We start from the raw sequence: 21,763 nt of genomic DNA on the forward strand, positions 1-21,763 counted from the left end.
TGAATGCGGTTTGGACATAATGGCGAATAGAATCTGGGAGACTGTAAGGAGATGAAAGCCATATGTTCATTTGTCCAAATTGCAAAGGGAAAGACATTGGGAAAATAGGTGTCAACCAATTTTATTGCTGGAATTGTTATATCGAATTATCGGTTTCGAAGGGGAAAATCCATACGCATCAAGTTGAGGAAGATGGTTCATTAAGCTCTCTTGATGATTTATTTGATGAGAATGAAAGAACGATCGGATAACGAAAAGGGGGATTTACTTTGAATCTACGCAATTCATTAATCGCATTAGGTGTTGGAGCTGCAGCATATCAATATGCTCGTAAGCAAGATGTATTTTCAAAACGCAATATGAAAAAAGCACGTAAGATGATTAAGTCTTACTTATAATCATTTCGATAAAGTGAAAAACTCCCTTATAGACAAGGGAGTTTTTTTATGCACTCATATGCAAATAAAAAAGTCCAATTTCTGAGAAAAGATAAGATAGACCGTAACAGCCGACGCCAAGTATTCCATACTGCCATAATTGCTTCGCTTTTTCTTTACGTGAGGAACGAATAAAGAACCCCTTCCAAATACCAAAGCCGATACAAATCCATTCAAGAATCATAAAAAGTGCTGATAATCCAAGCATAAACAAAACCATAATTAGCCCTCCTGATTACATTATTTCATGCTGTATTCTCAGGGGTGGTTGTCCTTGTTATGTTATTTATATGTACGTCTTTAAAAAACAGTATGGTCCGTATGAAAAGATTTTAAAAGTTTCACACATAACCTAACCCATTTATTTTCAAAATAAAGGTGGAGGAGGTTTTTCATGTGAAGAATCTTAAAATCATTTGGATATATCGTTTAGGATTATTGTTACTTGTTTTTCTTTGTTTGCTCGTCTTTTTAAAAATTAAGCCACTATGGGCACCGATTATTTTTGTATTTAAAGTAGCAATTACGCCGTTTCTTATCGCCTGTTTTATTGCGTATTTATTGCACCCTTTAATTGAAAAAATTCATAAGGAAGGGATGCCCCGTACACTTGCCATTTTGCTCATTTATATCCTTTTCTTCGGCGGAATTGGTTATGGGATTTATAAAGGAACACCAGTCGTTATTAAACAGTTACAAGAGATTAATGAACAATTTCCGCAGTTTACAAAGATGTACGATTCGTGGATGGATGGCGTTACAGAACAAACAGCGAATTTCCCTTCGTTCATTCATGAAAAGGTGAAACAACTTTTTGTGGGTGTGGAAACGAAGATTCAAGCGCTTTTAAATAAAGTGATGAGTACAGCTCGTGGTGTACTCGATTCATTGCTCATTATTTTCTTAATACCGTTCATTGTATTTTACATATTAAAAGATTATGGTGAGTTTTATCATATCTTTTGGAAACTAGTCCCAAGTAAATGGCGAGGTACGGGGCAAATGCTTGCGAAAGAAATTGATAAGTCACTTGGAAGTTATATTCGAGGACAGTTATTTGTTTGTTTAGTATTAGGGGGAGTATCAGCTCTTTCTTTTTGGTTTATCGGTATGAAATATCCATTATTGCTTGGCATTATTATTGGGGTAACGGATATAATCCCGTACTTTGGTCCTATTTTAGGAGCGATCCCGACGTTAATGATTGCAGCAACAGTATCAACGAGTTTACTTATTAAGGCGGGGATTACGATTGCTATTTTGCAATTTGTGGAAAGTAACATTTTATCGCCTTACATTGTTGGTAAGTCACTTCGTATGCATCCTGTTATTATTATGCTTGCATTACTAGTTGGGGGGGAAGTAGCTGGTATTGTAGGATTACTAATATCGGTTCCGATTTTAGCAGTTATTCGTACTGTCATTGTTCATGTGAGACCTCTCTTGAAAAAAGAAAATGTGTAAGTATAGAAGCCCTCTATGTAAGAAATAGAGGGCTAATCATATATTTATTTAGAAAGCTGCTCGTGTATCTTTTGAACGAGGGAGCTCACATCATTTGTTTGAATATGTTTTATTTTTTTCCATTCATTATCATACATAAATACAATTTGATTGTTGAAAAGACGCTTTTGTTCTTTTAGATTAGAAATTTTTGCAAAAGAGTACTCTTCAAATATTGGATTCTTACTTACATCTGGCCCGTAAAAGAATAGCCTTTTGTTCGTTAAAATTAGCAATCCTGGCCTTGCGACGGAACGATAAATAAATATGTCTAATGAACATGCTGCGTAAAATAATATCGTTTCGTCAGTTGCTAATATGTTTTTAGCTTTGTTAAGTAAGGTTGTCATTGTGATCGCTCCTTTATTTTATTAACAATAATTTAATTATAGCAAAAAAGTAATATTTAGAAATTTTTATAAATTATTATTGTAAGGAGATTCCAATTTATTAATAAACGCATAATATATGAAAAGGCTGTTAAGAATGAATAGTAGAATACCTATGATTAATAAGCGATTCATACAATATAAATGATTATCTACATTGACAAACTTAAGAGAATTCTATTATATTTAGTCATATAATACATTAAATCAATGACGGAACAAGTACGTTACAGTCCATTTATAGAGAGAAGCTTCCATATGGCTGAAAGAAGCTTTAAATGAAGGGTAACAGAAAGCTAATCCTGAGAGCAGCTAATCACTGCCGTCTTGCCACGTTACGGCACCATGAGGTGATGAATTGATTGTTATTGTAATCAATTCATAATTAGGGTGGTATCGCGAGTTAACTCTCGTCCCTTTTATAGGGACGGGAGTTTTTTATATTTAAGGAGGAAAATACAATGAAACAACTAACAGGCGCACAAATTCGTCAAATGTTTTTAGACTTTTTCCAAGAAAAAGGACATGCAGTAGAACCTAGTGCATCACTAGTTCCACATGAAGATCCATCTCTTCTATGGATTAATAGTGGTGTAGCAACATTAAAAAAATATTTTGATGGACGTGTAATCCCACAAAATCCACGTATTACAAATGCTCAAAAATCAATTCGTACAAACGATATTGAAAACGTAGGGAAAACAGCTCGTCACCATACATTCTTTGAAATGTTAGGAAACTTCTCAATCGGTGATTACTTCAAAGAAGAAGCAATTACATGGGCTTGGGAATTCTTAACGAGCGACAAATGGATCGGATTCGATAAAGAATTACTATCAGTTACAATCCATCCAGAAGATGAAGAAGCATTCACAATTTGGAATGAGAAAATGGGCGTTCCAAAAGAGCGTATTATCCGCTTAGAAGAAAATTTCTGGGATATCGGTGAAGGACCAAGTGGACCGAATACAGAGATTTTCTATGACCGCGGAGAAGCTTACGGTAATGACTTTAGTGACCCAGAATTATATCCAGGCGGAGAAAACGAGCGTTACTTAGAAGTATGGAACCTTGTATTCTCTCAATTTAATCATAATCCAGATGGTTCATATACACCACTTCCTAAGAAAAACATTGATACAGGGATGGGTCTAGAACGTATGACATCTATCGTTCAAGATGTGCCTACGAACTTTGATACAGATCTATTCATGCCGATGATTGGTGCAACAGAATCAATTTCTGGTGAGAAATATCGTAATGGCGATTTAGAAAAAGATATGGCGTTTAAAGTAATTGCTGACCATATCCGTACAGTAACATTTGCTGTTGGTGACGGTGCTCTTCCTTCTAACGAAGGCCGTGGTTATGTATTACGTCGTTTATTACGCCGCGCTGTTCGTTATTCGAAGAAATTAAACATTAACCGTCCATTCATGTTTGAATTAGTACCGGTTGTTGGAGAAGTAATGAAAGACTTCTATCCAGAAGTACTTGAAAAGAAAGATTTCATTGCGAAAGTTGTGAAAAACGAAGAAGAGCGTTTTCATGAAACACTTCATGATGGTGAAGCAATTTTAGCTGAAGTTATTACAAAAGCAAAAGAAGAAAAAACAACTGTTATTTCTGGAGTAGATGCGTTCCGTCTATATGACACATACGGTTTCCCAATTGAATTAACAGAAGAATATGCAGAAGAAGCTGGCATGACAGTTGATCATGAAGGTTTTGAAAATGAAATGGAAAAACAACGTGAGCGTGCACGTGCTGCTCGTCAAGACGTTGACTCAATGCAAGTTCAAGGCGGTGTACTTGGAGAAGTTAAAGTAGCGAGTGAGTTCGTTGGTTACGGTACAGTTGCAACAGAAAGTAACGTTGTTGCACTTGTGAAAAACGGCGAATACACAGACAGCTTACAAGCTGGTGAAGAAGGACAATTAATGCTTGATGTAACACCATTCTATGCTGAGAGCGGTGGACAAATTGCAGACCGTGGTTACCTTCTTGCTGATGGCGTGAAAGTTCTTGTAAAAGACGTGCAAAAAGCACCAAATGGTCAAAACTTACACAAAGTTGTTGTTGAAGAAGGTACATTAACGAAAGATGCGGCTGTGAAAGCTATTATCGATACGAAAAACCGTAGTAGCGTTGTGAAAAATCATACAGCAACTCACTTACTACACCAAGCATTAAAAGATGTACTTGGAACACACGTTAACCAAGCAGGTTCTCTTGTAACTTCTGAACGTTTACGCTTTGACTTCTCTCACTTCGGTCAAGTACAAGCTGACGAATTAGAAAAAATTGAGCGTATGGTAAACGAGAAAATTTGGGAAAGTATTGATGTTGAGATTTCTCAAAAAGCAATCGAAGAAGCGAAAGAAATGGGCGCAATGGCATTATTCGGTGAAAAATACGGTGATGTTGTACGCGTTGTACAAGTTGGCGATTACAGCTTAGAGCTTTGTGGTGGTTGTCACGTTGATAATACAGCTTCTATCGGTATTTTCAAAATCGTTGCTGAGTCTGGTATCGGTGCAGGAACTCGTCGTATTGAAGCAGTAACTGGTAAGTCTGCATACGAATTAATGAACGATCAAGTAGGTTTATTAAAAGAAGCAGCAGGAAAAATGAAAACAAATCCGAAAGATATTTTAACAAGAGTTGATGGTCTATTTGCCGAAGTAAAACAACTGCAAAAAGAAAATGAATCTCTTGCTGCGAAATTAAGCAATATCGAAGCTGGAAACTTAACTGATTCTGTAATGACAGTTGATGGTGTGAATGTATTAGCAGCGAAAGTAAATGTTGCAGATATGAACAACTTACGTACGATGATGGATGATCTAAAAAATAAATTAGAGTCAGCAGTTGTTGTATTAGCGTCTGTTAATGACGATAAAGTAAACATCCTAGCAGGTGTAACGAAAGACTTAATTGGCCAAGGTTACCATGCTGGTAAACTTGTGAAAGAAGTAGCTTCTCGTTGCGGCGGTGGCGGTGGTGGCCGTCCTGATATGGCACAAGCAGGCGGTAAAAACCCAGCTCAAGTCGAAGAAGCTTTAGCATTTGTAAAAGAGTACGTTAAATCTGTTTCAAAATAAAGAGATAGTAGTGTACAATGGTAGGGAGAGGAGAAGTTCTTCTCCCTATACTTACTATATAAGTGAGGTGCTTGAAATGGACGGTTTTGATAAAACAATGAAGTTTAGCATTCAAGATGAAAAACAGAGTGTCCATGTAAATGATGTACTTTTAACTGTGTATGATGCACTTCAAGAAAAAGGCTATAATCCGATTAACCAAATCGTCGGTTATTTATTAAGTGGAGACCCAGCATACATACCTCGCCATAAAGATGCACGTAGCATCGTTCGCAAGCTTGAACGTGATGAGATTATTGAAGAGCTTGTGAAGTCTTACTTGAAACATCATCGTGAGGAGTAGTTTATGCGGATATTAGGTTTAGATGTAGGTACAAAAACAGTCGGAGTTGCAATTAGCGACGAAATGGGCTGGACAGCACAAGGATTAGAAACAATTAAGATTAACGAAGAACGAGGTCACTTTGGTTTTGATCGTATTTCTGAGTTAGTAAAGCAGTACAATGTGGATAAAATAGTAGTAGGTTTACCTAAAAATATGAATGGTACCATTGGCCCACGTGGTGAAGCGTGCCAACAATTTGCAGAAAACCTACGAGAGCTGTTACAATTAGACGTTGTAATGTGGGACGAGCGTTTGTCAACGATGGCAGCGGAACGTCTACTCATTTCAGCTGATGTAAGTCGTAAGAAGCGAAAACAAGTAATCGATAAGATGGCTGCAGTCGTAATCTTACAAGGATTTTTAGATAGTAAATAAGAGGTGACCAAAATGGAAGAAAATCAAATTACAATTGTAGACGAAAAAGGTAACGAACATTTATGTGAAATTATTTTCACTTTTGATGCTGAAAAATTTGGTAAAAAATCATATGTAGTCTTCTCTCCAATCGGTGAAGTAGACGAAGATGGAGACCCAATTTATGATGCAATGGCTTATGAGCAAAATGAAGAAGAGGGCGGAAGCTTACTTCCAATCGAATCTGAAGAAGAGTGGGAAATGGTACAAGAAATGTTCAACACTCTTGCTGATGAGCAAGAAGCTGAATAATAGGTACTGAAAAGATGGACGACATACAGTCCATCTTTTTTTGTATTTATATGTAAAATGAAAGATTTTTTGTCGAAACTGTGTAAGTCTTTGTAGTATAATGAGACGGATTGTAGAAAAATAAAGTGTCTATTAAAAAAAGATAAGTGAATTTGTTGCGTTTTTACATCGTGCTGTATAGAAAGGTGTACATACGGTCTACAATTAAGTAAGGAGGAAATGTTTTGATAGAGAATCAAGTGAAAAAGAAGCGTAGACGCATCTTTTTATTTTCGATTATTGCACTGCTTTTAGTTTGTGGTTCAGTCTATGCGTATATTTCATCCGCATTAGGACCAGTTGATAGCGGGAATAAAAAAGAGATTGAAGTAGAAATTCCGAAAGGATCATCTACAAGTAAAATTGGAGAAATTTTAGAAGAAAAAGGCGCTGTAAAAAACGGTACAGTTTTTAGTTTTTATACAAAGGCTAAATCGAAAAGTTTACAAGCAGGTACATATTTATTAAACCCTTCAATGAATGCTGAAGATGTGATCGAACAAATGTCATCTGGCAACGTGCATCGTCCAGCTCTTTATAAAGTGACGATTAAAGAAGGGGCGCAAGTAACTGAAATTGCAGAAACGATTGCGACAGAACTAAAGTGGAATAAAGATGATGTTACGCGTCAATTAAACGATAAAGCATTTATTCAAAAAATGCAGCAAAAGTATCCGAAGTTATTAACGGATAAAATCTTTGATAGTAATATTAAATACCCATTAGAAGGTTATTTATATCCTGCAACGTATTCGTTTTATAAGAAAGATACAACGTTAGAAGAAATTGTAATTCCGATGCTTGAGAAAACAAATGCAATCATTGTTCAAAATGAGGCGAAAATGAAAGCGAAGAACTGGGATGTTCATCAGCTTTTAACATTATCTTCACTTATTGAAGAAGAGGCAACTGGTTTTACAGATCGTCAAAAGATCGCTAGTGTCTTTTATAATCGTTTAGCAAAAGGTATGCCGCTTCAAACGGATCCAACGGTATTATATGCACTTGGAAAGCATAAACAACGTGTATTATACGAAGACTTAAAGGTCAACTCACCGTACAATACGTATGTTGTAAAGGGATTGCCGGTAGGGCCGATCGCAAACTCTGGTAAACATTCAGTGGAAGCTGCGTTAGAACCTGCGCAAACAGATTATTATTATTTCTTAGCTGCACCAAGTGGTGAAGTGTACTATGCGAAAACATTAGAAGAGCATAATGCATTAAAGCAAAAATACATTACGAAAAAACAGTGAAATGGGGAGGGATAGCGAAAAAAGTCGCACATCCCTCTTTTTTGTGGTAAAATATATCGGGTTAAAAACTGGCAGAAGAATCGTTTTTAATATCAAAACGGGACGTACAAGCTAAGGGTAAAGCTGGCTTGTATTTTTATTGCATTCTATGTGGGAAAAGACGTCATAGAGGCACTTCTCCATGTAAATAAGGAGGACCATTTATGGAGGATGCAGTTAACGAGTACCTATTATCATTTATTGATCCGAAAGATAAATTAATTCTTGAAATGGAAGAATATGCAACAGAAAATCATGTGCCGATTATGGATCGACTTGGAATGGAATTTATGCTGCAATTTTTACGTTTAATTGGACCGAAAAGCATTTTAGAACTTGGAACAGCAATCGGTTATTCTAGTATTCGTATGATGCAAGCTATTCCAAATTCACGTATTGTGACAGTTGAGCGCAATCGTGAGCGATATGAAAAAGCACTTGAATATATAGAACGTTCCCCAGTAACAGATCGTATTTCAGTTATTTACGGTGATGCGTTAGAAACAGGTGAACAAGTAAAAGAACACGGGACATTTGACGTTATTTTTATTGATGCAGCAAAAGGACAGTATCGTCGCTTTTTTGACTTATATGAACCGTTATTAAATCCTGGTGGCGTAATTATTTCAGATAATGTTATGTACCATGGTCTTGTAACGACAAAAGAGAAGATTGAAAACAGACGTACACGTGGTTTAATCCGTCGTATTAAGACGTACAATGAGTGGCTTATGAACCATGAAGGATATGATACAACGATTTTCCCAATTGGTGATGGAGTAGCTGTTAGTAAAAAGAGAGGGTGACCAAGGTATGAAGAAACCTGAATTGTTAGTAACGCCAAGAGCGGTGGCGGATATCGAACTTCTTGCGAAAGCAGGAGCAGATGCGGTAATGATCGGTGAGCAAAAGTTTGGTTTACGTTTAGCAGGGGAGTTTTCACGTGAAGATGTAAAACAAACTGTGAAGATTGCGCATGAAAATGGTGTGAAAGTATACGTAGCAATGAACGCTATGTTCCACAACGATAAAGTAGAAGAATTAACAGATTACGTTTCATTTTTAAATGAAGTAAATGTAGATGCAATTGTTTTCGGAGATCCAGCAGTATTAATGGCTGTTCGCGAAGTAGCGCCAAATATGCAGTTGCACTGGAATACAGAAACGACAGCAACCAATTGGTTCACTTGTAATTACTGGGGCCAAAGAGGAGCGAAGCGTGCTGTATTAGCTCGTGAGCTGAGCTTAGATGAAATTGTTGATTTAAAAGAAAATGCTGAAGTGGAACTAGAAGTACAAATTCACGGTATGACTTGTATGTTCCAATCGAAGCGTTCATTAGTAGGAAACTACTTTGAGTATCAAGGACGTAATCTTGACATTGAAAAGAAAAAATATGAAGAGAATATGTTCTTATATGACCCAGAGCGTAATAATAAATATCCAATCTATGAAGATGAAAATGGTACTCATATTATGAGTCCGAACGATATTTGTTTCATCGATGAATTAGAGGAACTAATCGAAGCTGAAGTTGACAGCTTAAAAATCGATGGTGTACTAAAAAGTTCTGAATACATTATTGAAGTAACGAAGAAATATCGTCAAGCGATTGATTTATGCGTAGAAGATCGTGATGCGTATTATGACGTGAAAGATGCTCTATATAAAGAAATAGAAGAAATGCAACCAGTAAATCGTCCGTTAGACACAGGATTCTTCTTTAAAGAAACGGTTTACTAAACGAGGAGGGTGTAGGAAATGACTGTACAAGAAATTTCACGAGTGATCGATGGCAAGCGCGTTATTGTGAAGAAACCTGAACTGTTAATCCCTGCGGGTAACTTAGAAAAATTAAAAGTAGCTATCCATTATGGGGCAGATGCTGTATATTTAGGTGGACAAGAATTTGGTCTTCGTTCGAATGCAGGTAACTTTACGCTGGAAGATATGGCAGAAGGCGTTGAATTTGCAAAGAAATATGGAGCGAAAATATATGTAACAACAAATATTTTCGCACATAATGAAAATATGGACGGGCTAGAGGAATATTTAAAAGGGATTGAAAAAGCTGGCGTAACGGGAATTATCGTTGCTGATCCGCTTATCATTGAGACGTGTAAACGTGTAGCGCCTTCTGTTGAGGTGCATTTAAGCACACAGCAATCACTATCCAACTGGAAAGCAGCACAGTATTGGAAAGAAGAAGGTTTACATCGTCTTGTATTAGCTCGTGAAGCAAGCTATGAAGAAATGAAAGAAATTAAAGACAAAGTGGATATTGAAATTGAAGCATTCGTCCATGGTGCAATGTGTATCGCATATTCAGGAAGATGTACACTAAGTAACCATATGACAGCGCGTGACTCTAATCGTGGCGGTTGTTGCCAATCTTGCCGCTGGGATTATGATTTAGTTCAAACAGTATCACAACATAAAGATGCAAAAGAGCTTCCTCTATTCCAAGAAGAAGATGCTCACTTTGCGATGAGTCCAAAAGATTTAAATTTAATTTTATCAATTCCGAAAATGATTGAAATTGGAATCGATAGTTTAAAGGTAGAAGGACGTATGAAATCAATCCATTATGTAGCGACTGTAGCAACTGTATATCGTAAAGTAATTGATGCTTATTGTGCGGATCCGGATAACTTTGAGTTTAAACAAGAATGGTTAGATGAGCTTGATAAATGTGCAAATCGTGATACAGCTCCTGCATTCTTTGAAGGGGTTCCAGGACATCAAGAGCAAATGTTTGGAAATCATAGTAAGAAAACAACGTATGATTTTGCTGGTTTAGTGTTAGATTATAATGAAGAAACGGGCATCGTAACGCTTGAGCAACGTAATCATTTCAAACCAGGACATGAAGTGGAGTTCTTTGGACCAGAAATAGAAAACTTTACGCAGACGGTGGAGAAAATTTGGGATGAGGATGGAAACGAATTAGATGCAGCGAGACATCCGTTGCAAATCGTGAAATTCAAAGTGGATCAACCAGTGTATGTGAATAATATGATGCGCAAAAGCATACTTCAATAAGAAAGAGTGGTAGTCGAATGGGGACGAATAAGCCTGTTGTAATTGGAATCGCTGGTGGTTCAGGATCAGGAAAAACAAGTGTAACGAAAGCGATTTTTGACCATTTTAAAGGTCATTCCATTTTAATCTTGGAGCAAGATTATTATTACAAAGATCAAAGCCATTTACCAATGGAAGAGCGTTTAAAAACAAATTATGATCATCCGCTTGCGTTTGATAATGATCTGTTAATTGAACATTTGCAGCAGTTGCTTGCATATGAGCAAATTGATAAGCCTGTATATGACTATACATTGCATACGCGTTCAGAAGAAATTATTCCAGTTGAGCCGAAAGATGTAATTATTTTAGAAGGAATTCTTATTTTAGAAGACCCACGTCTTTGTGAGTTGATGGACATTAAGTTATTCGTTGATACAGATGCTGACCTTCGTATTCTGCGCCGCATGCAGCGTGATATTAAAGAGCGCGGTCGTACGATGGATTCAGTTATTGATCAGTACGTAACTGTTGTACGTCCAATGCACAATCAATTTATTGAGCCTTCTAAGAAGTTTGCGGATATTATTATCCCTGAAGGTGGACAAAACCATGTTGCAATTGATATTATGGTGACAAAAATTGCAACAATTCTTGAACAAAAAGTAAATTTGTAATAGCATAGTAAAAGATATACGGTAGGAAGGGATTTTTTCCCTTCCCATCGAATACAATGAAACATGCAACCTCATCTATATATAGGTGAGGGCATATTTATATCAACTTTCCATACATATCTTCTTTATATAAAGAAGAATTGGAAATACGGGGTTGTATGTGACAACTCCGCTAGTGCAAGGGTACTAGAAACCTCCGCTAACAATGGAAGCGGAGGAGTTTTCATATGGAACTCCTCTTTTTTTCGGGGGATTGGTATATAAAAGGAGTGGAAAATATGTCAACAGAAAAAACATACCCTATGACGCAAGAGGGTAAGCAAAAACTAGAGAACGAACTTGAGCAATTAAAAACAGTAAGACGTAAAGAAGTAGTGGAACGTATTAAAATCGCACGTAGCTTCGGGGACCTTTCTGAGAACTCTGAGTACGATGCAGCAAAAGATGAGCAAGCGTTCGTAGAAGGACGTATTACACAATTAGAAAATATGATTCGTAACGCAGTTATCATTAAAGATAATGGCGAAGTATCTACTGTTGTTACATTAGGTAAAACAGTAACATTTAAAGAATTACCAAATGGAGATGAAGAAGCGTACACAATCGTAGGTAGTGCGGAAGCTGATCCATTTGAAGGAAGAATTTCTAACGATTCTCCAATCGCAAAAAGCTTATTAGGTAAGCAAATTGGTGAGAAAGTAACAATCCAAACACCAGGCGGAGAAATGCAAGTAGAGATTGTCTCTGTAAAATAATAAAAAAATCACTCGTGTAAAAACGAGTGATTTTTTTATTTGTATAAAAGATGAAACACTCCGTCCAAACTATAATAGACGAGGTGTTTTTTTATGAAAATAAAACGGAGAATTACAATTGTTTTAATTTGTTTTATGGGCATTATGTTTTTATTGCTTTGTCGTTTAATTCAAATTCAAATTATAGATACAGAATCATTTACTGATCGCAAAATAAATTTAATTGAAAAAAGTGTTACGCAACGTACGCAATCCATTGCAGTAGACGATGGACGTGGGCAGTTTATAGATCGTAGTGGTAAAGAAATAGGTGAGGAAAAGTATCCTGTTTTAATTGTTTTTCCATTTTTACAAATAAAAAATGACATGTTAGAGAAAATCGCGCATATCATTGGTGTGTCGAGACAAGAGATCAGAAGACAAATGAAAAATAAAAAAAATGCATTTATACTGCAAGGGGAAACTGCTCCATTTCGAGTGACAAGAGAGCAGATGGAGAAGGTGAATCAATTACATGTATTAGGTATTGTAGCAGCTGAAGTGCGATTAAAACAAACTGGGGAGATAAATCATTTAATTGGTGATGTAGGGGAGAACGAAAGAGAATTTCAAAAGCGATATGGAGAAGTGAAAAAAATTTCAAAACAAACGCCGATAGGTATTTCAGGATTACAGCAATCATTTGATGAATTTTTATTGACTGATGGAGAGGCAAAAGTATTGTATCAAGTAGATCGGCAAGGAGAACCGATTTTCGGAAAGCAAGCGAAATATACTTCACCAGGAAATCCATTTTACCCCGTTAGGATTCAAACTACTTTACATAAAGGGTTGCAGCAAAAAGCAGAAGAAGTGATTGAAGCAAATGAAATAAAGAAGGGGGGATTAGTATTACTTGATGTAAAGACAAATGAAATATTAGCGATGGTCAGTAAGCCGTCTTTACAAGTAAGAGATAAGAATTTATATAAGACTACACTTGAAAATCAAATGTTAACGCCGCATTTTCCAGGCTCTGTTTTTAAAACAGTAGTTGCAGCTGCAGTCATTGATCAAAAAGTAAATTTGTTTAATCGGACATTTAATTGTAATAAAGATTTATATGGTGAAAACGACCCACAAGTTATGATGGGTACACTTAACTTCAAAGAGAGCTTTGCTAGGAGCTGTAACAGGACATTTTCTGAGTTAGGTAACGAGCTATTACAAAAGGATAGGACGGTGCTAGAAACATACGTAGCAGCTTTAGGAGCAAATGAAAAGGTCGGATGGAAAGGTTCTGTATTTCATACACCTCATTTCGAGCAAATGCCAGAAGAAAAAGGCTCTACTATTTGGGGGAATGAAGAAAACAAAAATAGTAAAAAAGCGGTAGAGCAAACAGCGATTGGACAGAAAGATGTACGTATATCACCTCTAGCAATTGCTAATATGATGGCGACGATTGCGAGGAATGGAGAAAAGATGGAAGTGAAAGCTGTTGAAAAAATAGTATATAAAAATGGAGCGGATTTTTTTACATTTGAGAACCATACGTTACATGGAAAACAGCTTTCGTATGAAACAGTGAAAACATTACAAGAGTTATTAAGAGGCGTTGTAACAAGGGAGAAAGGAACAGGAACGGCATTCCGCTCGTTACCGCTCAGTGTCGCTGGAAAATCCGGGACAGCGCAAACAGGGAAAGGGACGAGGGTGAATCGCTGGTTTGCAGGTTATTTTCCGTATGAGAATCCAAGATATGCTTTAGTTGTTGTTGATCTAGAGACTGATAACAAAGTGAATAAAGTCACACCTATTTTTAAAGATATGGTAGGAGCAATCTATCAATTGGAGAATGAAAAGTAATCTTGCAATTTATAGTGAATTGTTTTCATTTCATGAAAATATCATTGTAAATGTTCAACCTTTCTAGATTTAATGTTACAATAGCAATTAGGAAAAACTGCATGGAGGTTTGGAGAATGGCAGGAGGATCAAGATTCCAACAGAAACAACAAAAACGTCGTCAAAACGGTGTTTTAAATATTGCAATCGCTATTGTATTACTATTAGTAGCTATTGTAGCATATCAATTGTTCGTTCCTAGTACGAAAGAGCAAGCATCTTCTACTGATAAGAAAGTCTCTCAACAAACAACAAAGAATGAGAAAGCTGGAAAATCAGAAGATAAAGAATCTGCTAAGAAAAAAGAAAAAGAAAAAGAGCAAGCAGAAGCTAAGCAAAAAGCTGAAGAAGAGAAGTTAAAGGCTGAGGAAGAAAAGAAAAAAGCTGAAGAAGAAGCGAAAGCTAACGAGAAAGTATCAGCTGAAAAAACTGTATCCAAGGCAAAAGAGGCTTATACAAAACCTTCTTGGAAAGCTGTAGGAACAGAGCAAGGTTCATCACCAGCGATGACGTTTAAACAGGGGTCATCAGATTGGAATGAGATGCAAAGTGCAATTGCTGCAGGTATTGAAGTACCGAAGGAGCAATTAGTATTCCATTTTGTTGGAAGAGACAAAACTGGAAAGAGTAAAGCTTATGGTGACGTTCAAGATAAGCAAAGTGGAAAAAGATATTACGTAAATATTGATTGGGTAGACAATGAGGGCTGGAAACCAGTACTTGTTCAAACTCTAAACTAAAAAAGAGAAGCTCCTTAGGAGCTTCTCTTTTTTAGTTAACGCAATTTCTTTAATTTAAAATGAACAACCGCGCTATAATACGGTCTTTTGCTTTCAGGATCCATAACCATTTGATGTGAGATGTGATGAACTTCAAGCATAAGTGCTTTATTATTATCGATTTGTTCACTAATTTTTCGTTCTAAAGAAGCTAAGTCTCCCGCTTCAAAAAATTCTACTTTATCTTCTAACATTTCAAAGGTAAATGACATGAAGACGGCCCCTCTCCTATGTAATCAACTATAGTGTAACAAAGAAAAGAAGGAAATACCATGTACATTTCAATTGACATTTTTAGAAAGAGGGAATATCATACTGATAAAACCGATAAGAAAAAGGGGAATTTTTATGGGCACAGAATTTAATGGTTTATTTGATGAGTGGGCTCATACGTACGACTCATTCGTACAAGGCGAAGATATACAATATAAAGAAGTTTTCGCCCATTATGAGGATATTCTAGAGGATGTAGTTAACAAGTCATTTGGTAATGTATTAGAATTTGGTGTCGGTACAGGTAATTTAACAAATAAATTATTACTTGCTGGCCGCACAGTTTACGGTATAGAACCGTCGCGTGAAATGCGTATGATTGCAAAAGAGAAATTGCCAAAAGAATTTTCGATTACAGAAGGTGATTTTCTTTCGTTTGAAGTCCCAAATTCAATTGATACCATTGTAAGCACCTATGCATTTCATCATTTAACAGATGATGAAAAAAATGTAGCGGTTGCGAAGTATAGTCAATTGCTAAACAAAGGTGGTAAAATAGTGTTTGCTGATACGATATTTGCAGATCAAGATGCATATGATAAAACTGTTGAAACAGCAAAACAAAGAGGTTTTCACCAGTTAGCAAACGATTTGCAAACGGAATACTATACACGCATTCCAGTTATGCAGACTATTTTTGAAAACAATGGCTTCCATGTAACGTTTACGAGATTAAATCATTTCGTTTGGGTAATGGAGGCAACTAAGCAATAGAAAGAGGGATTAGATTGAGAATTGCTGTAATTGGAGCAATGGAAGAAGAAGTACGTATTTTACGTGACAAATTAGAACAAGCAGAGACAGAAACGGTTGCAGGTTGTGAATTTACGAAAGGACTATTAGCAGGACATGAAGTAATCTTGTTAAAGTCTGGTATTGGTAAAGTAAACGCAGCGATGTCAACGACAATTTTATTAGAAAAATATAAGCCTGAAAAAGTAATTAATACTGGTTCAGCTGGTGGATTCCATCATTCTCTAAACGTTGGTGATGTAGTTATTTCCACTGAAGTTCGTCACCATGACGTAGATGTAACAGCATTTAACTATGAATATGGTCAAGTACCAGGAATGCCGCCTGGATTTAAAGCTGATGAGGCGTTAGTTGCATTAGCTGAGAAATGTATGCAAACTGAAGAAAATATTCAAGTTGTAAAAGGCATGATTGCAACAGGCGATTCATTTATGAGTGATCCGAACCGCGTTGCAGCCATCCGTGATAAATTTGAAAATCTTTATGCGGTAGAAATGGAAGCAGCAGCTGTCGCACAAGTATGCCACCAATATGAAGTTCCGTTTGTTATCATTCGCGCACTTTCTGATATTGCTGGTAAAGAATCAAATGTTTCATTTGATCAGTTTTTAGATCAAGCAGCTCTTCATTCTACAAACTTTATCGTAAAAGTGTTAGAAGAGTTAAAGTAATGTAACAAAAAGGCAACTGTCTCATATAAAGAAAATACATACAGTTGCCTTTTCTTTATTGGCAAACAAGGGGGAGAACACGATGAATGTATATCGTGGAGTTCATGAGTTAATTGGTCATACACCAATTGTAGAAATTACTCGTTTTTCACTTCCGAAAGGGGTCCGCTTATTTGCAAAGCTTGAATTTTATAACCCAGGCGGAAGCGTTAAGGATCGTTTAGGAAGAGAATTAATCGAAGATGCGCTAGAAAAAGGGCTTGTTACCCAAGGTGGAACAATTATTGAACCGACTGCTGGGAATACTGGTATTGGACTGGCACTTGCAGCATTAGAACATGATTTACGTGTTATCGTTTGTGTACCAGAGAAATTTAGTATTGAAAAACAAGAATTAATGAAAGCACTAGGTGCAACGGTCGTGCATACACCGACTGAGCAAGGAATGACCGGTGCAATTGCAAAAGCAAAAGAATTAGTAAATGAAATACCGAATTCATACTCTCCAAGTCAGTTTGCGAATGAAGCAAACCCGCGTGCTTATTTCAAAACACTAGGTCCTGAACTTTGGGATGCACTGAATGGAGAGATTAACATATTTGTTGCTGGAGCAGGAACTGGCGGTACGTTTATGGGGACTGCATCTTATTTGAAAGAAAAAAATATAGATATTAAAACAGTTATCGTAGAGCCAGAAGGATCTATTTTAAATGGTGGTAAGGCTGGTTCACATGAGACCGAAGGAATTGGACTGGAATTTATCCCGCCATTTTTGAAGACATCTTATTTTGATGAAATTCATACGATTTCTGATCGGAATGCATTTTTACGAGTGAAAGAATTAGCGCAAAAAGAAGGACTTCTCGTTGGGAGCTCTTCAGGAGCAGCATTTCATGCGAGCTTACTTGAGGCAGAGAAGGCAGCACCAGGTACAAATATTGTAACCATTTTTCCTGATAGCAGTGAGCGCTATTTAAGTAAAGACATATACAAAGGATGGGAATAAAAAATGAGAGCAAAGACAAAGTTAATTCATGGTATTCGCATAGGAGAACCTTCAACTGGATCTGTAAACGTACCGATCTATCAAACAAGTACGTACAAACAAGAAGCGGTTGGTAAGCATCAAGGATATGAATATTCACGTACAGGCAACCCAACACGTGCAGCTTTAGAAGAAATGATTGCCGTATTAGAAAATGGTCATGCTGGATTTGCATTCGGTTCTGGAATGGCTGCTATTACAGCGACAATTATGTTGTTCTCAAAAGGTGACCACGTTATTTTAACAGATGATGTTTATGGTGGAACGTATCGTGTTATTACGAAAGTATTAAACCGCTTCGGTATTGAACATACATTTGTAGACACAACAAACTTAGAGGAAGTTGTAGAAGCAATTCGTCCAAATACGAAAGCGATCTATGTGGAAACACCAACGAACCCATTACTAAAAATTACTGATATTAAGAAAATATCTACTCTTGCTAAAGAGAAAGATTTATTAACAATTATTGATAATACATTCATGACGCCATATTGGCAGTCGCCGATTTCTTTAGGAGCAGACATTGTACTTCATAGTGCAACGAAATATTTAGGAGGTCATAGTGACGTAGTTGCAGGTCTAGTAGTGGTAAATAGCCCACAACTAGCAGAAGACCTTCACTTTGTACAAAACTCAACAGGAGGTATTCTTGGACCACAAGATAGCTTCTTACTACTTCGCGGTTTAAAAACATTAGGAATTCGTATGGAAGAACATGAAACGAATTCACGCGCTATTGCTGAATTCTTAAATAATCATCCAAAAGTAAATAAAGTATATTACCCAGGTCTTGAATCACATCAAAACCACGAATTAGCAACAGAACAAGCAAATGGATTTGGTGCTATTATTTCGTTTGATGTAGATAGTGAGGAAACATTAAATAAAGTACTTGAGAAACTGCAATACTTTACACTTGCTGAAAGCTTAGGAGCAGTAGAAAGTTTAATTTCTATCCCATCTCAAATGACACATGCATCAATCCCAGCAGATCGCCGTAAAGAATTAGGAATTACAGATACATTAATTCGTATTTCTGTCGGTATTGAAGATGGTGAAGATTTAATTGAAGATTTAGCACAAGCGCTAGCGTAATAAAAAATGCACTGCTAATGTGGAGCAGTGCATTTTTTATTATGTTAATTTGTGAAATATTTCACAAATTAGACATACACAAATGAAATGATTTCATGTATATTGAATTCATGAAATGTTATTCACGAGTAAATTTGTGAAATGTTTCACAAACAATGGGATTCATGTAGGACGGTAACTCTATTTTTTTTCGCTAATCGGGACTTATCATGACCTATAGGGACTTATAAAGACCGTGATAACAGAATAGGAGGAAATTTACATGGTAGTCAAAGAGAAAGTTGTCAATGAAATGCAAGAGGTAAAAGAGATGATTGATACGTTAGTAAATAACGGTCAACAAGCTTTACAAGCATTAGAAAGTTTTACACAAGAGCAGATTGACAACATTGTTCATGAAATGGCATTAGCAGGTGTTGATCAACATATGCCACTTGCAAAATTGGCTGTTGAAGAAACAGGCCGTGGTGTCTATGAAGACAAATGCATTAAAAATATTTTTGCCACTGAATATATTTGGCATAGTATAAAGCAAGATAAAACGGTAGGAATTATTCACGAAGATCCTCATGAAGAAATAATAGAAATTGCAGAACCTGTCGGTGTAGTAGCTGGGGTAACACCAGTAACGAATCCAACGTCGACAACAATGTTTAAAGCTTTGATTGCGATAAAAACGAGAAATCCAATTATTTTCGCATTTCATCCTTCTGCACAAAATTGTTCGGTGGCAGCAGCGAAAACCGTATATGATGCAGCAATGAAAGCTGGTGCACCAAAACATTGTATTCAATGGATTGAAAGACCGTCTGTCGAAGCGACGAAACAATTAATGAACCATGAGGGTGTGGCACTCGTTCTAGCAACTGGAGGCGCTGGTATGGTGAAATCAGCTTACTCTACTGGAAAACCAGCGCTAGGTGTAGGTCCTGGTAATGTACCGTGTTTTATAGAAAAATCAGCACATGTAAAACGAGCTGTTAATGATTTAATTTTATCGAAAACATTTGATAACGGTATGATTTGTGCATCGGAACAAGCAATCATTGTCGATAAAGAAATCTATGATGATGTTAAAACAGAAATGATCGAAAACAATTGTTACTTTGTAACAGAAGAAGAAAGAAAAAAATTAGAAAAGCTCGTTATAAATGAAAATACATGTGCAGTAAATAGTGATATTGTAGGGAAATCAGCACAGTATATTGCCGAATTAGTTGGGATTACTGTTCCTGAACATACAAAAATGCTTGTAGCTGAAATTCAAGGTATCGGAGCAGCATACCCGTTATCTCGTGAGAAACTGAGCCCAGTATTAGCCTGTGTGAAGGCGAATTCATTAGAAAAAGGATTTACATATTGCGAAGAAATGTTGAACCTCGGTGGTTTAGGACATTCAGCAGTTATTCATTCTACAAATAAAGAAGTGCAAAAGCAATTTGGATTACGTATGAAAGCTTGCCGTCTCATTGTAAATGCACCTTCATCACAAGGTGGAATAGGGGATATATATAACGGATTTATTCCATCACTTACACTTGGTTGTGGTTCTTACGGAAAAAATTCAGTTTCCCAAAATGTAACAGCGACTCATTTATTAAATATAAAAAGGCTGGCAAATAGAAAAAAGAATATGCAGTGGTTCAAATTGCCACCAAAAATTTATTTTGAAAAACATGCTACAGCGTATTTAGCAAATATGCCTAACATTTCACGTGCATTTATTGTAACGGATCCTGGAATGGTTGAACATGGCTATGTGGATACAGTCACGCACTATTTAAACAAGCATGCAAATGATGTGAAAATTGAAGTTTTCTTTGAGGTCGAACCAGATCCATCAGATGAAACTGTCTTTAAAGGTGCGGAAATGATGAGAAGCTTTAAGCCGGATGTAATTATCGCACTTGGTGGTGGTTCAGCTATGGATGCAGCAAAAGGAATGTGGTTATTCTATGAGCATCCAGAAACGACATTCTATGGCATTAAACAGAAGTTTTTAGATATAAGAAAACGTACATGTAAATATCCGGAATTAGGAAATAAGGCGCAGTTTGTTGCGATTCCAACAACATCAGGAACAGGATCAGAAGTGACACCATTTGCGGTTATTACAGATAAGAAAAATAATATAAAGTATCCGCTCGCAGATTATGAATTAACACCAGATGTAGCAATTGTTGATCCACAATTTGTAATGACAGTACCACCACATGTAACAGCAGATACTGGTATGGATGTTTTAACACATGCAATTGAGGCGTATGTGTCTGTTATGGCAAATGACTATACAGATGGATTAGCATTAAAAGCTATTGATCTCGTATTCAAATATTTACCGAGAGCATATAAAGATGGAAATGATGAAGAAGCACGGGAAAAAATGCATAACGCTTCTGCAATTGCAGGGATGGCATTTGCAAATGCTTTTCTAGGTATTAATCACAGCTTAGCACATAAAATTGGTCCAGAATTCCATATTCCGCACGGACGTGCAAATGCAATTCTTATGCCGCATGTAGTCCGCTATAATGCTATTAAGCCAAGAAAACACGCATTGTTCCCAAAATATGAGCACTTTGTAGCAGATGAACGCTATGCACATATTGCGAGAATGCTCGGGCTTCCAGCAAGCTCAGTAGCAGAAGGTGTGGAATCACTCGTCAAAGCAATTATTGAGCTTGGAAAAAGCTTAAATATTAATATGAGTATTGCAGGACAAGGGGTAGATAAAGAGCAATTTGAAGAGGTTGTTGGAGTATTAGCAGAAAGAGCTTTTGAAGATCAATGTACAACTGCTAATCCAAAGTTACCGCTTATTTCAGAGCTGAAAGAAATTTATATGGAAGCATATAAAGGTGAATAATGATTAAAAAAGAGCCGCAGTAAAGCGGCTCTTTTTTTGTTGGAAAACATCTCCTAGAATGGCTGTATTTACTGGTCTTTCAGTTTCATAGAATATGATAAAGTGAAATGGAGGAGTGAG

23 protein-coding genes and 1 other annotated feature are annotated in these 21,763 nt (G+C 36.6%); of the genes, 20 read left to right on the forward strand and 3 right to left on the reverse strand.

Annotation, left to right across the window (positions count from 1 at the left end; genetic code table 11):
- The first annotated feature begins 62 nt into the window (after positions 1-62).
- Both MRP26_RS04875 and MRP26_RS04880 read left to right on the forward strand, forming a co-directional pair.
- On the forward strand, positions 63-251 hold the full coding sequence (locus tag MRP26_RS04875) for a hypothetical protein (protein WP_000469281.1): 189 nt from the start codon (positions 63-65) through the stop codon (positions 249-251).
- Between the two features lie 18 nt (positions 252-269).
- Positions 270-398, forward strand: coding sequence for a YrzQ family protein (locus tag MRP26_RS04880; protein WP_001053553.1), 129 nt, complete (start codon positions 270-272; stop codon positions 396-398).
- Between the two features lie 46 nt (positions 399-444).
- Here MRP26_RS04880 and MRP26_RS04885 read toward each other — a convergent pair whose 3' ends face one another.
- Positions 445-657 carry a hypothetical protein gene (locus MRP26_RS04885; RefSeq protein WP_000242539.1) on the reverse strand — a complete coding sequence of 71 codons (213 nt, stop codon included), beginning with the start codon at positions 655-657 and terminating at the stop codon, positions 445-447.
- A 176-nt stretch (positions 658-833) separates the two neighbouring features.
- Here MRP26_RS04885 and MRP26_RS04890 point away from each other — a divergent pair, with 176 nt between their 5' ends.
- A complete protein-coding gene (locus tag MRP26_RS04890) occupies positions 834-1,901 on the forward strand; it encodes an AI-2E family transporter (protein WP_000793129.1) in 1,068 nt (355 codons plus the stop codon).
- Between the two features lie 44 nt (positions 1,902-1,945).
- On the opposite strand, the gene MRP26_RS04895 is transcribed toward MRP26_RS04890, so the two are convergent.
- A complete protein-coding gene (locus tag MRP26_RS04895) occupies positions 1,946-2,290 on the reverse strand; it encodes a PH domain-containing protein (protein ID WP_000209466.1) in 345 nt (114 codons plus the stop codon).
- Positions 2,291-2,530: 240 nt separating this feature from the next.
- Positions 2,531-2,750 (forward strand) — a binding site (T-box leader).
- A 40-nt stretch (positions 2,751-2,790) separates the two neighbouring features.
- On the opposite strand from MRP26_RS04895, the gene alaS reads away from it, so the two are divergent.
- The 12 genes from alaS to MRP26_RS04955 all read left to right on the forward strand — a co-directional run bounded on the left by alaS (position 2,791) and on the right by MRP26_RS04955 (position 14,898).
- On the forward strand, positions 2,791-5,433 hold the full coding sequence (alaS, locus tag MRP26_RS04900; protein WP_075716650.1) for an alanine--tRNA ligase: 2,643 nt from the start codon (positions 2,791-2,793) through the stop codon (positions 5,431-5,433).
- A 76-nt stretch (positions 5,434-5,509) separates the two neighbouring features.
- Entirely contained in the window at positions 5,510-5,776 is a 267-nt protein-coding gene (locus tag MRP26_RS04905; RefSeq protein WP_000348591.1) for an IreB family regulatory phosphoprotein, read from the forward strand.
- 3 nt (positions 5,777-5,779) lie between these two features.
- On the forward strand, positions 5,780-6,193 hold the full coding sequence (gene ruvX, locus MRP26_RS04910; protein WP_001221193.1) for a Holliday junction resolvase RuvX: 414 nt from the start codon (positions 5,780-5,782) through the stop codon (positions 6,191-6,193).
- 12 nt (positions 6,194-6,205) lie between these two features.
- On the forward strand, positions 6,206-6,484 hold the full coding sequence (locus MRP26_RS04915; RefSeq protein WP_000392245.1) for a DUF1292 domain-containing protein: 279 nt from the start codon (positions 6,206-6,208) through the stop codon (positions 6,482-6,484).
- 224 nt (positions 6,485-6,708) lie between these two features.
- Positions 6,709-7,779: an endolytic transglycosylase MltG gene (gene mltG, locus MRP26_RS04920; protein ID WP_000572135.1), complete on the forward strand. Its 1,071-nt coding sequence runs from the start codon at positions 6,709-6,711 to the stop codon at positions 7,777-7,779.
- A 203-nt stretch (positions 7,780-7,982) separates the two neighbouring features.
- Positions 7,983-8,624, forward strand: a complete 642-nt coding sequence (locus MRP26_RS04925; protein ID WP_000389102.1) for an O-methyltransferase — start codon at positions 7,983-7,985, stop codon at positions 8,622-8,624.
- Positions 8,625-8,631: 7 nt separating this feature from the next.
- Positions 8,632-9,561 (forward strand): peptidase U32 family protein, encoded by a 930-nt coding sequence (locus MRP26_RS04930; RefSeq protein ID WP_000742793.1) that lies wholly within the window; start codon positions 8,632-8,634, stop codon positions 9,559-9,561.
- A gap of 18 nt (positions 9,562-9,579) precedes the next feature.
- Complete coding sequence (locus MRP26_RS04935; RefSeq protein WP_000217961.1) at positions 9,580-10,860, forward strand: peptidase U32 family protein; 1,281 nt, start codon at positions 9,580-9,582, stop codon at positions 10,858-10,860.
- A 17-nt stretch (positions 10,861-10,877) separates the two neighbouring features.
- Entirely contained in the window at positions 10,878-11,516 is a 639-nt protein-coding gene (udk, locus tag MRP26_RS04940) for a uridine kinase (protein WP_000537080.1), read from the forward strand.
- 278 nt (positions 11,517-11,794) lie between these two features.
- On the forward strand, positions 11,795-12,271 hold the full coding sequence (gene greA / locus MRP26_RS04945) for a transcription elongation factor GreA (protein ID WP_014894880.1): 477 nt from the start codon (positions 11,795-11,797) through the stop codon (positions 12,269-12,271).
- Between the two features lie 93 nt (positions 12,272-12,364).
- The gene (locus MRP26_RS04950) at positions 12,365-14,119 is read left to right on the forward strand and encodes a peptidoglycan D,D-transpeptidase FtsI family protein (protein WP_071729611.1); all 1,755 of its coding nucleotides are present in this window, start codon (positions 12,365-12,367) and stop codon (positions 14,117-14,119) included.
- Positions 14,120-14,235: 116 nt separating this feature from the next.
- Positions 14,236-14,898 carry a YrrS family protein gene (locus MRP26_RS04955; protein WP_000897094.1) on the forward strand — a complete coding sequence of 221 codons (663 nt, stop codon included), beginning with the start codon at positions 14,236-14,238 and terminating at the stop codon, positions 14,896-14,898.
- Positions 14,899-14,933: 35 nt separating this feature from the next.
- Here MRP26_RS04955 and MRP26_RS04960 read toward each other — a convergent pair whose 3' ends face one another.
- The gene (locus MRP26_RS04960; protein ID WP_000010984.1) at positions 14,934-15,149 is read right to left on the reverse strand and encodes a YrzA family protein; all 216 of its coding nucleotides are present in this window, start codon (positions 15,147-15,149) and stop codon (positions 14,934-14,936) included.
- Between the two features lie 136 nt (positions 15,150-15,285).
- Here MRP26_RS04960 and MRP26_RS04965 point away from each other — a divergent pair, with 136 nt between their 5' ends.
- The 5 genes from MRP26_RS04965 (at position 15,286) to adhE (ending at position 21,643) form a co-directional block, all read left to right on the forward strand.
- The gene (locus tag MRP26_RS04965; protein ID WP_000536323.1) at positions 15,286-15,924 is read left to right on the forward strand and encodes a class I SAM-dependent DNA methyltransferase; all 639 of its coding nucleotides are present in this window, start codon (positions 15,286-15,288) and stop codon (positions 15,922-15,924) included.
- Positions 15,925-15,938: 14 nt separating this feature from the next.
- Positions 15,939-16,634, forward strand: coding sequence for a 5'-methylthioadenosine/S-adenosylhomocysteine nucleosidase (gene mtnN, locus MRP26_RS04970; protein WP_001217027.1), 696 nt, complete (start codon positions 15,939-15,941; stop codon positions 16,632-16,634).
- A gap of 82 nt (positions 16,635-16,716) precedes the next feature.
- Positions 16,717-17,640: an O-acetylserine dependent cystathionine beta-synthase gene (locus MRP26_RS04975; RefSeq protein ID WP_001103877.1), complete on the forward strand. Its 924-nt coding sequence runs from the start codon at positions 16,717-16,719 to the stop codon at positions 17,638-17,640.
- Positions 17,641-17,643: 3 nt separating this feature from the next.
- Entirely contained in the window at positions 17,644-18,777 is a 1,134-nt protein-coding gene (locus MRP26_RS04980) for a bifunctional cystathionine gamma-lyase/homocysteine desulfhydrase (RefSeq protein WP_001201921.1), read from the forward strand.
- 262 nt (positions 18,778-19,039) lie between these two features.
- Positions 19,040-21,643: a bifunctional acetaldehyde-CoA/alcohol dehydrogenase gene (adhE, locus tag MRP26_RS04985; RefSeq protein ID WP_197242768.1), complete on the forward strand. Its 2,604-nt coding sequence runs from the start codon at positions 19,040-19,042 to the stop codon at positions 21,641-21,643.
- Positions 21,644-21,763 lie beyond the last annotated feature (120 nt).

This window comes from Bacillus sp. CCB-MMP212 (genome assembly GCF_022748145.1).
GTDB classification, from domain to species: Bacteria; Bacillota; Bacilli; order Bacillales; family Bacillaceae_G; genus Bacillus_A; species Bacillus_A cereus.

Excerpts from the sequence above, each read along its gene's own strand:
- MRP26_RS04875 (WP_000469281.1), top strand. The coding sequence starts at position 63 with ATGTTCATTTGTCCAAATTGCAAAGGGAAAGACATTGGGAAAATAGGT.
- MRP26_RS04885 (WP_000242539.1), bottom strand. The coding sequence starts at position 657 with ATGGTTTTGTTTATGCTTGGATTATCAGCACTTTTTATGATTCTTGAA.
- MRP26_RS04895 (WP_000209466.1), bottom strand. The coding sequence starts at position 2,290 with ATGACAACCTTACTTAACAAAGCTAAAAACATATTAGCAACTGACGAA.
- alaS (WP_075716650.1), top strand. The coding sequence starts at position 2,791 with ATGAAACAACTAACAGGCGCACAAATTCGTCAAATGTTTTTAGACTTT.
- MRP26_RS04905 (WP_000348591.1), top strand. The coding sequence starts at position 5,510 with ATGGACGGTTTTGATAAAACAATGAAGTTTAGCATTCAAGATGAAAAA.
- ruvX (WP_001221193.1), top strand. The coding sequence starts at position 5,780 with ATGCGGATATTAGGTTTAGATGTAGGTACAAAAACAGTCGGAGTTGCA.
- MRP26_RS04915 (WP_000392245.1), top strand. The coding sequence starts at position 6,206 with ATGGAAGAAAATCAAATTACAATTGTAGACGAAAAAGGTAACGAACAT.
- MRP26_RS04925 (WP_000389102.1), top strand. The coding sequence starts at position 7,983 with ATGGAGGATGCAGTTAACGAGTACCTATTATCATTTATTGATCCGAAA.
- MRP26_RS04930 (WP_000742793.1), top strand. The coding sequence starts at position 8,632 with ATGAAGAAACCTGAATTGTTAGTAACGCCAAGAGCGGTGGCGGATATC.
- MRP26_RS04935 (WP_000217961.1), top strand. The coding sequence starts at position 9,580 with ATGACTGTACAAGAAATTTCACGAGTGATCGATGGCAAGCGCGTTATT.
- udk (WP_000537080.1), top strand. The coding sequence starts at position 10,878 with ATGGGGACGAATAAGCCTGTTGTAATTGGAATCGCTGGTGGTTCAGGA.
- greA (WP_014894880.1), top strand. The coding sequence starts at position 11,795 with ATGTCAACAGAAAAAACATACCCTATGACGCAAGAGGGTAAGCAAAAA.
- MRP26_RS04950 (WP_071729611.1), top strand. The coding sequence starts at position 12,365 with ATGAAAATAAAACGGAGAATTACAATTGTTTTAATTTGTTTTATGGGC.
- MRP26_RS04955 (WP_000897094.1), top strand. The coding sequence starts at position 14,236 with ATGGCAGGAGGATCAAGATTCCAACAGAAACAACAAAAACGTCGTCAA.
- MRP26_RS04960 (WP_000010984.1), bottom strand. The coding sequence starts at position 15,149 with ATGTCATTTACCTTTGAAATGTTAGAAGATAAAGTAGAATTTTTTGAA.
- MRP26_RS04965 (WP_000536323.1), top strand. The coding sequence starts at position 15,286 with ATGGGCACAGAATTTAATGGTTTATTTGATGAGTGGGCTCATACGTAC.
- MRP26_RS04975 (WP_001103877.1), top strand. The coding sequence starts at position 16,717 with ATGAATGTATATCGTGGAGTTCATGAGTTAATTGGTCATACACCAATT.
- MRP26_RS04980 (WP_001201921.1), top strand. The coding sequence starts at position 17,644 with ATGAGAGCAAAGACAAAGTTAATTCATGGTATTCGCATAGGAGAACCT.
- adhE (WP_197242768.1), top strand. The coding sequence starts at position 19,040 with ATGGTAGTCAAAGAGAAAGTTGTCAATGAAATGCAAGAGGTAAAAGAG.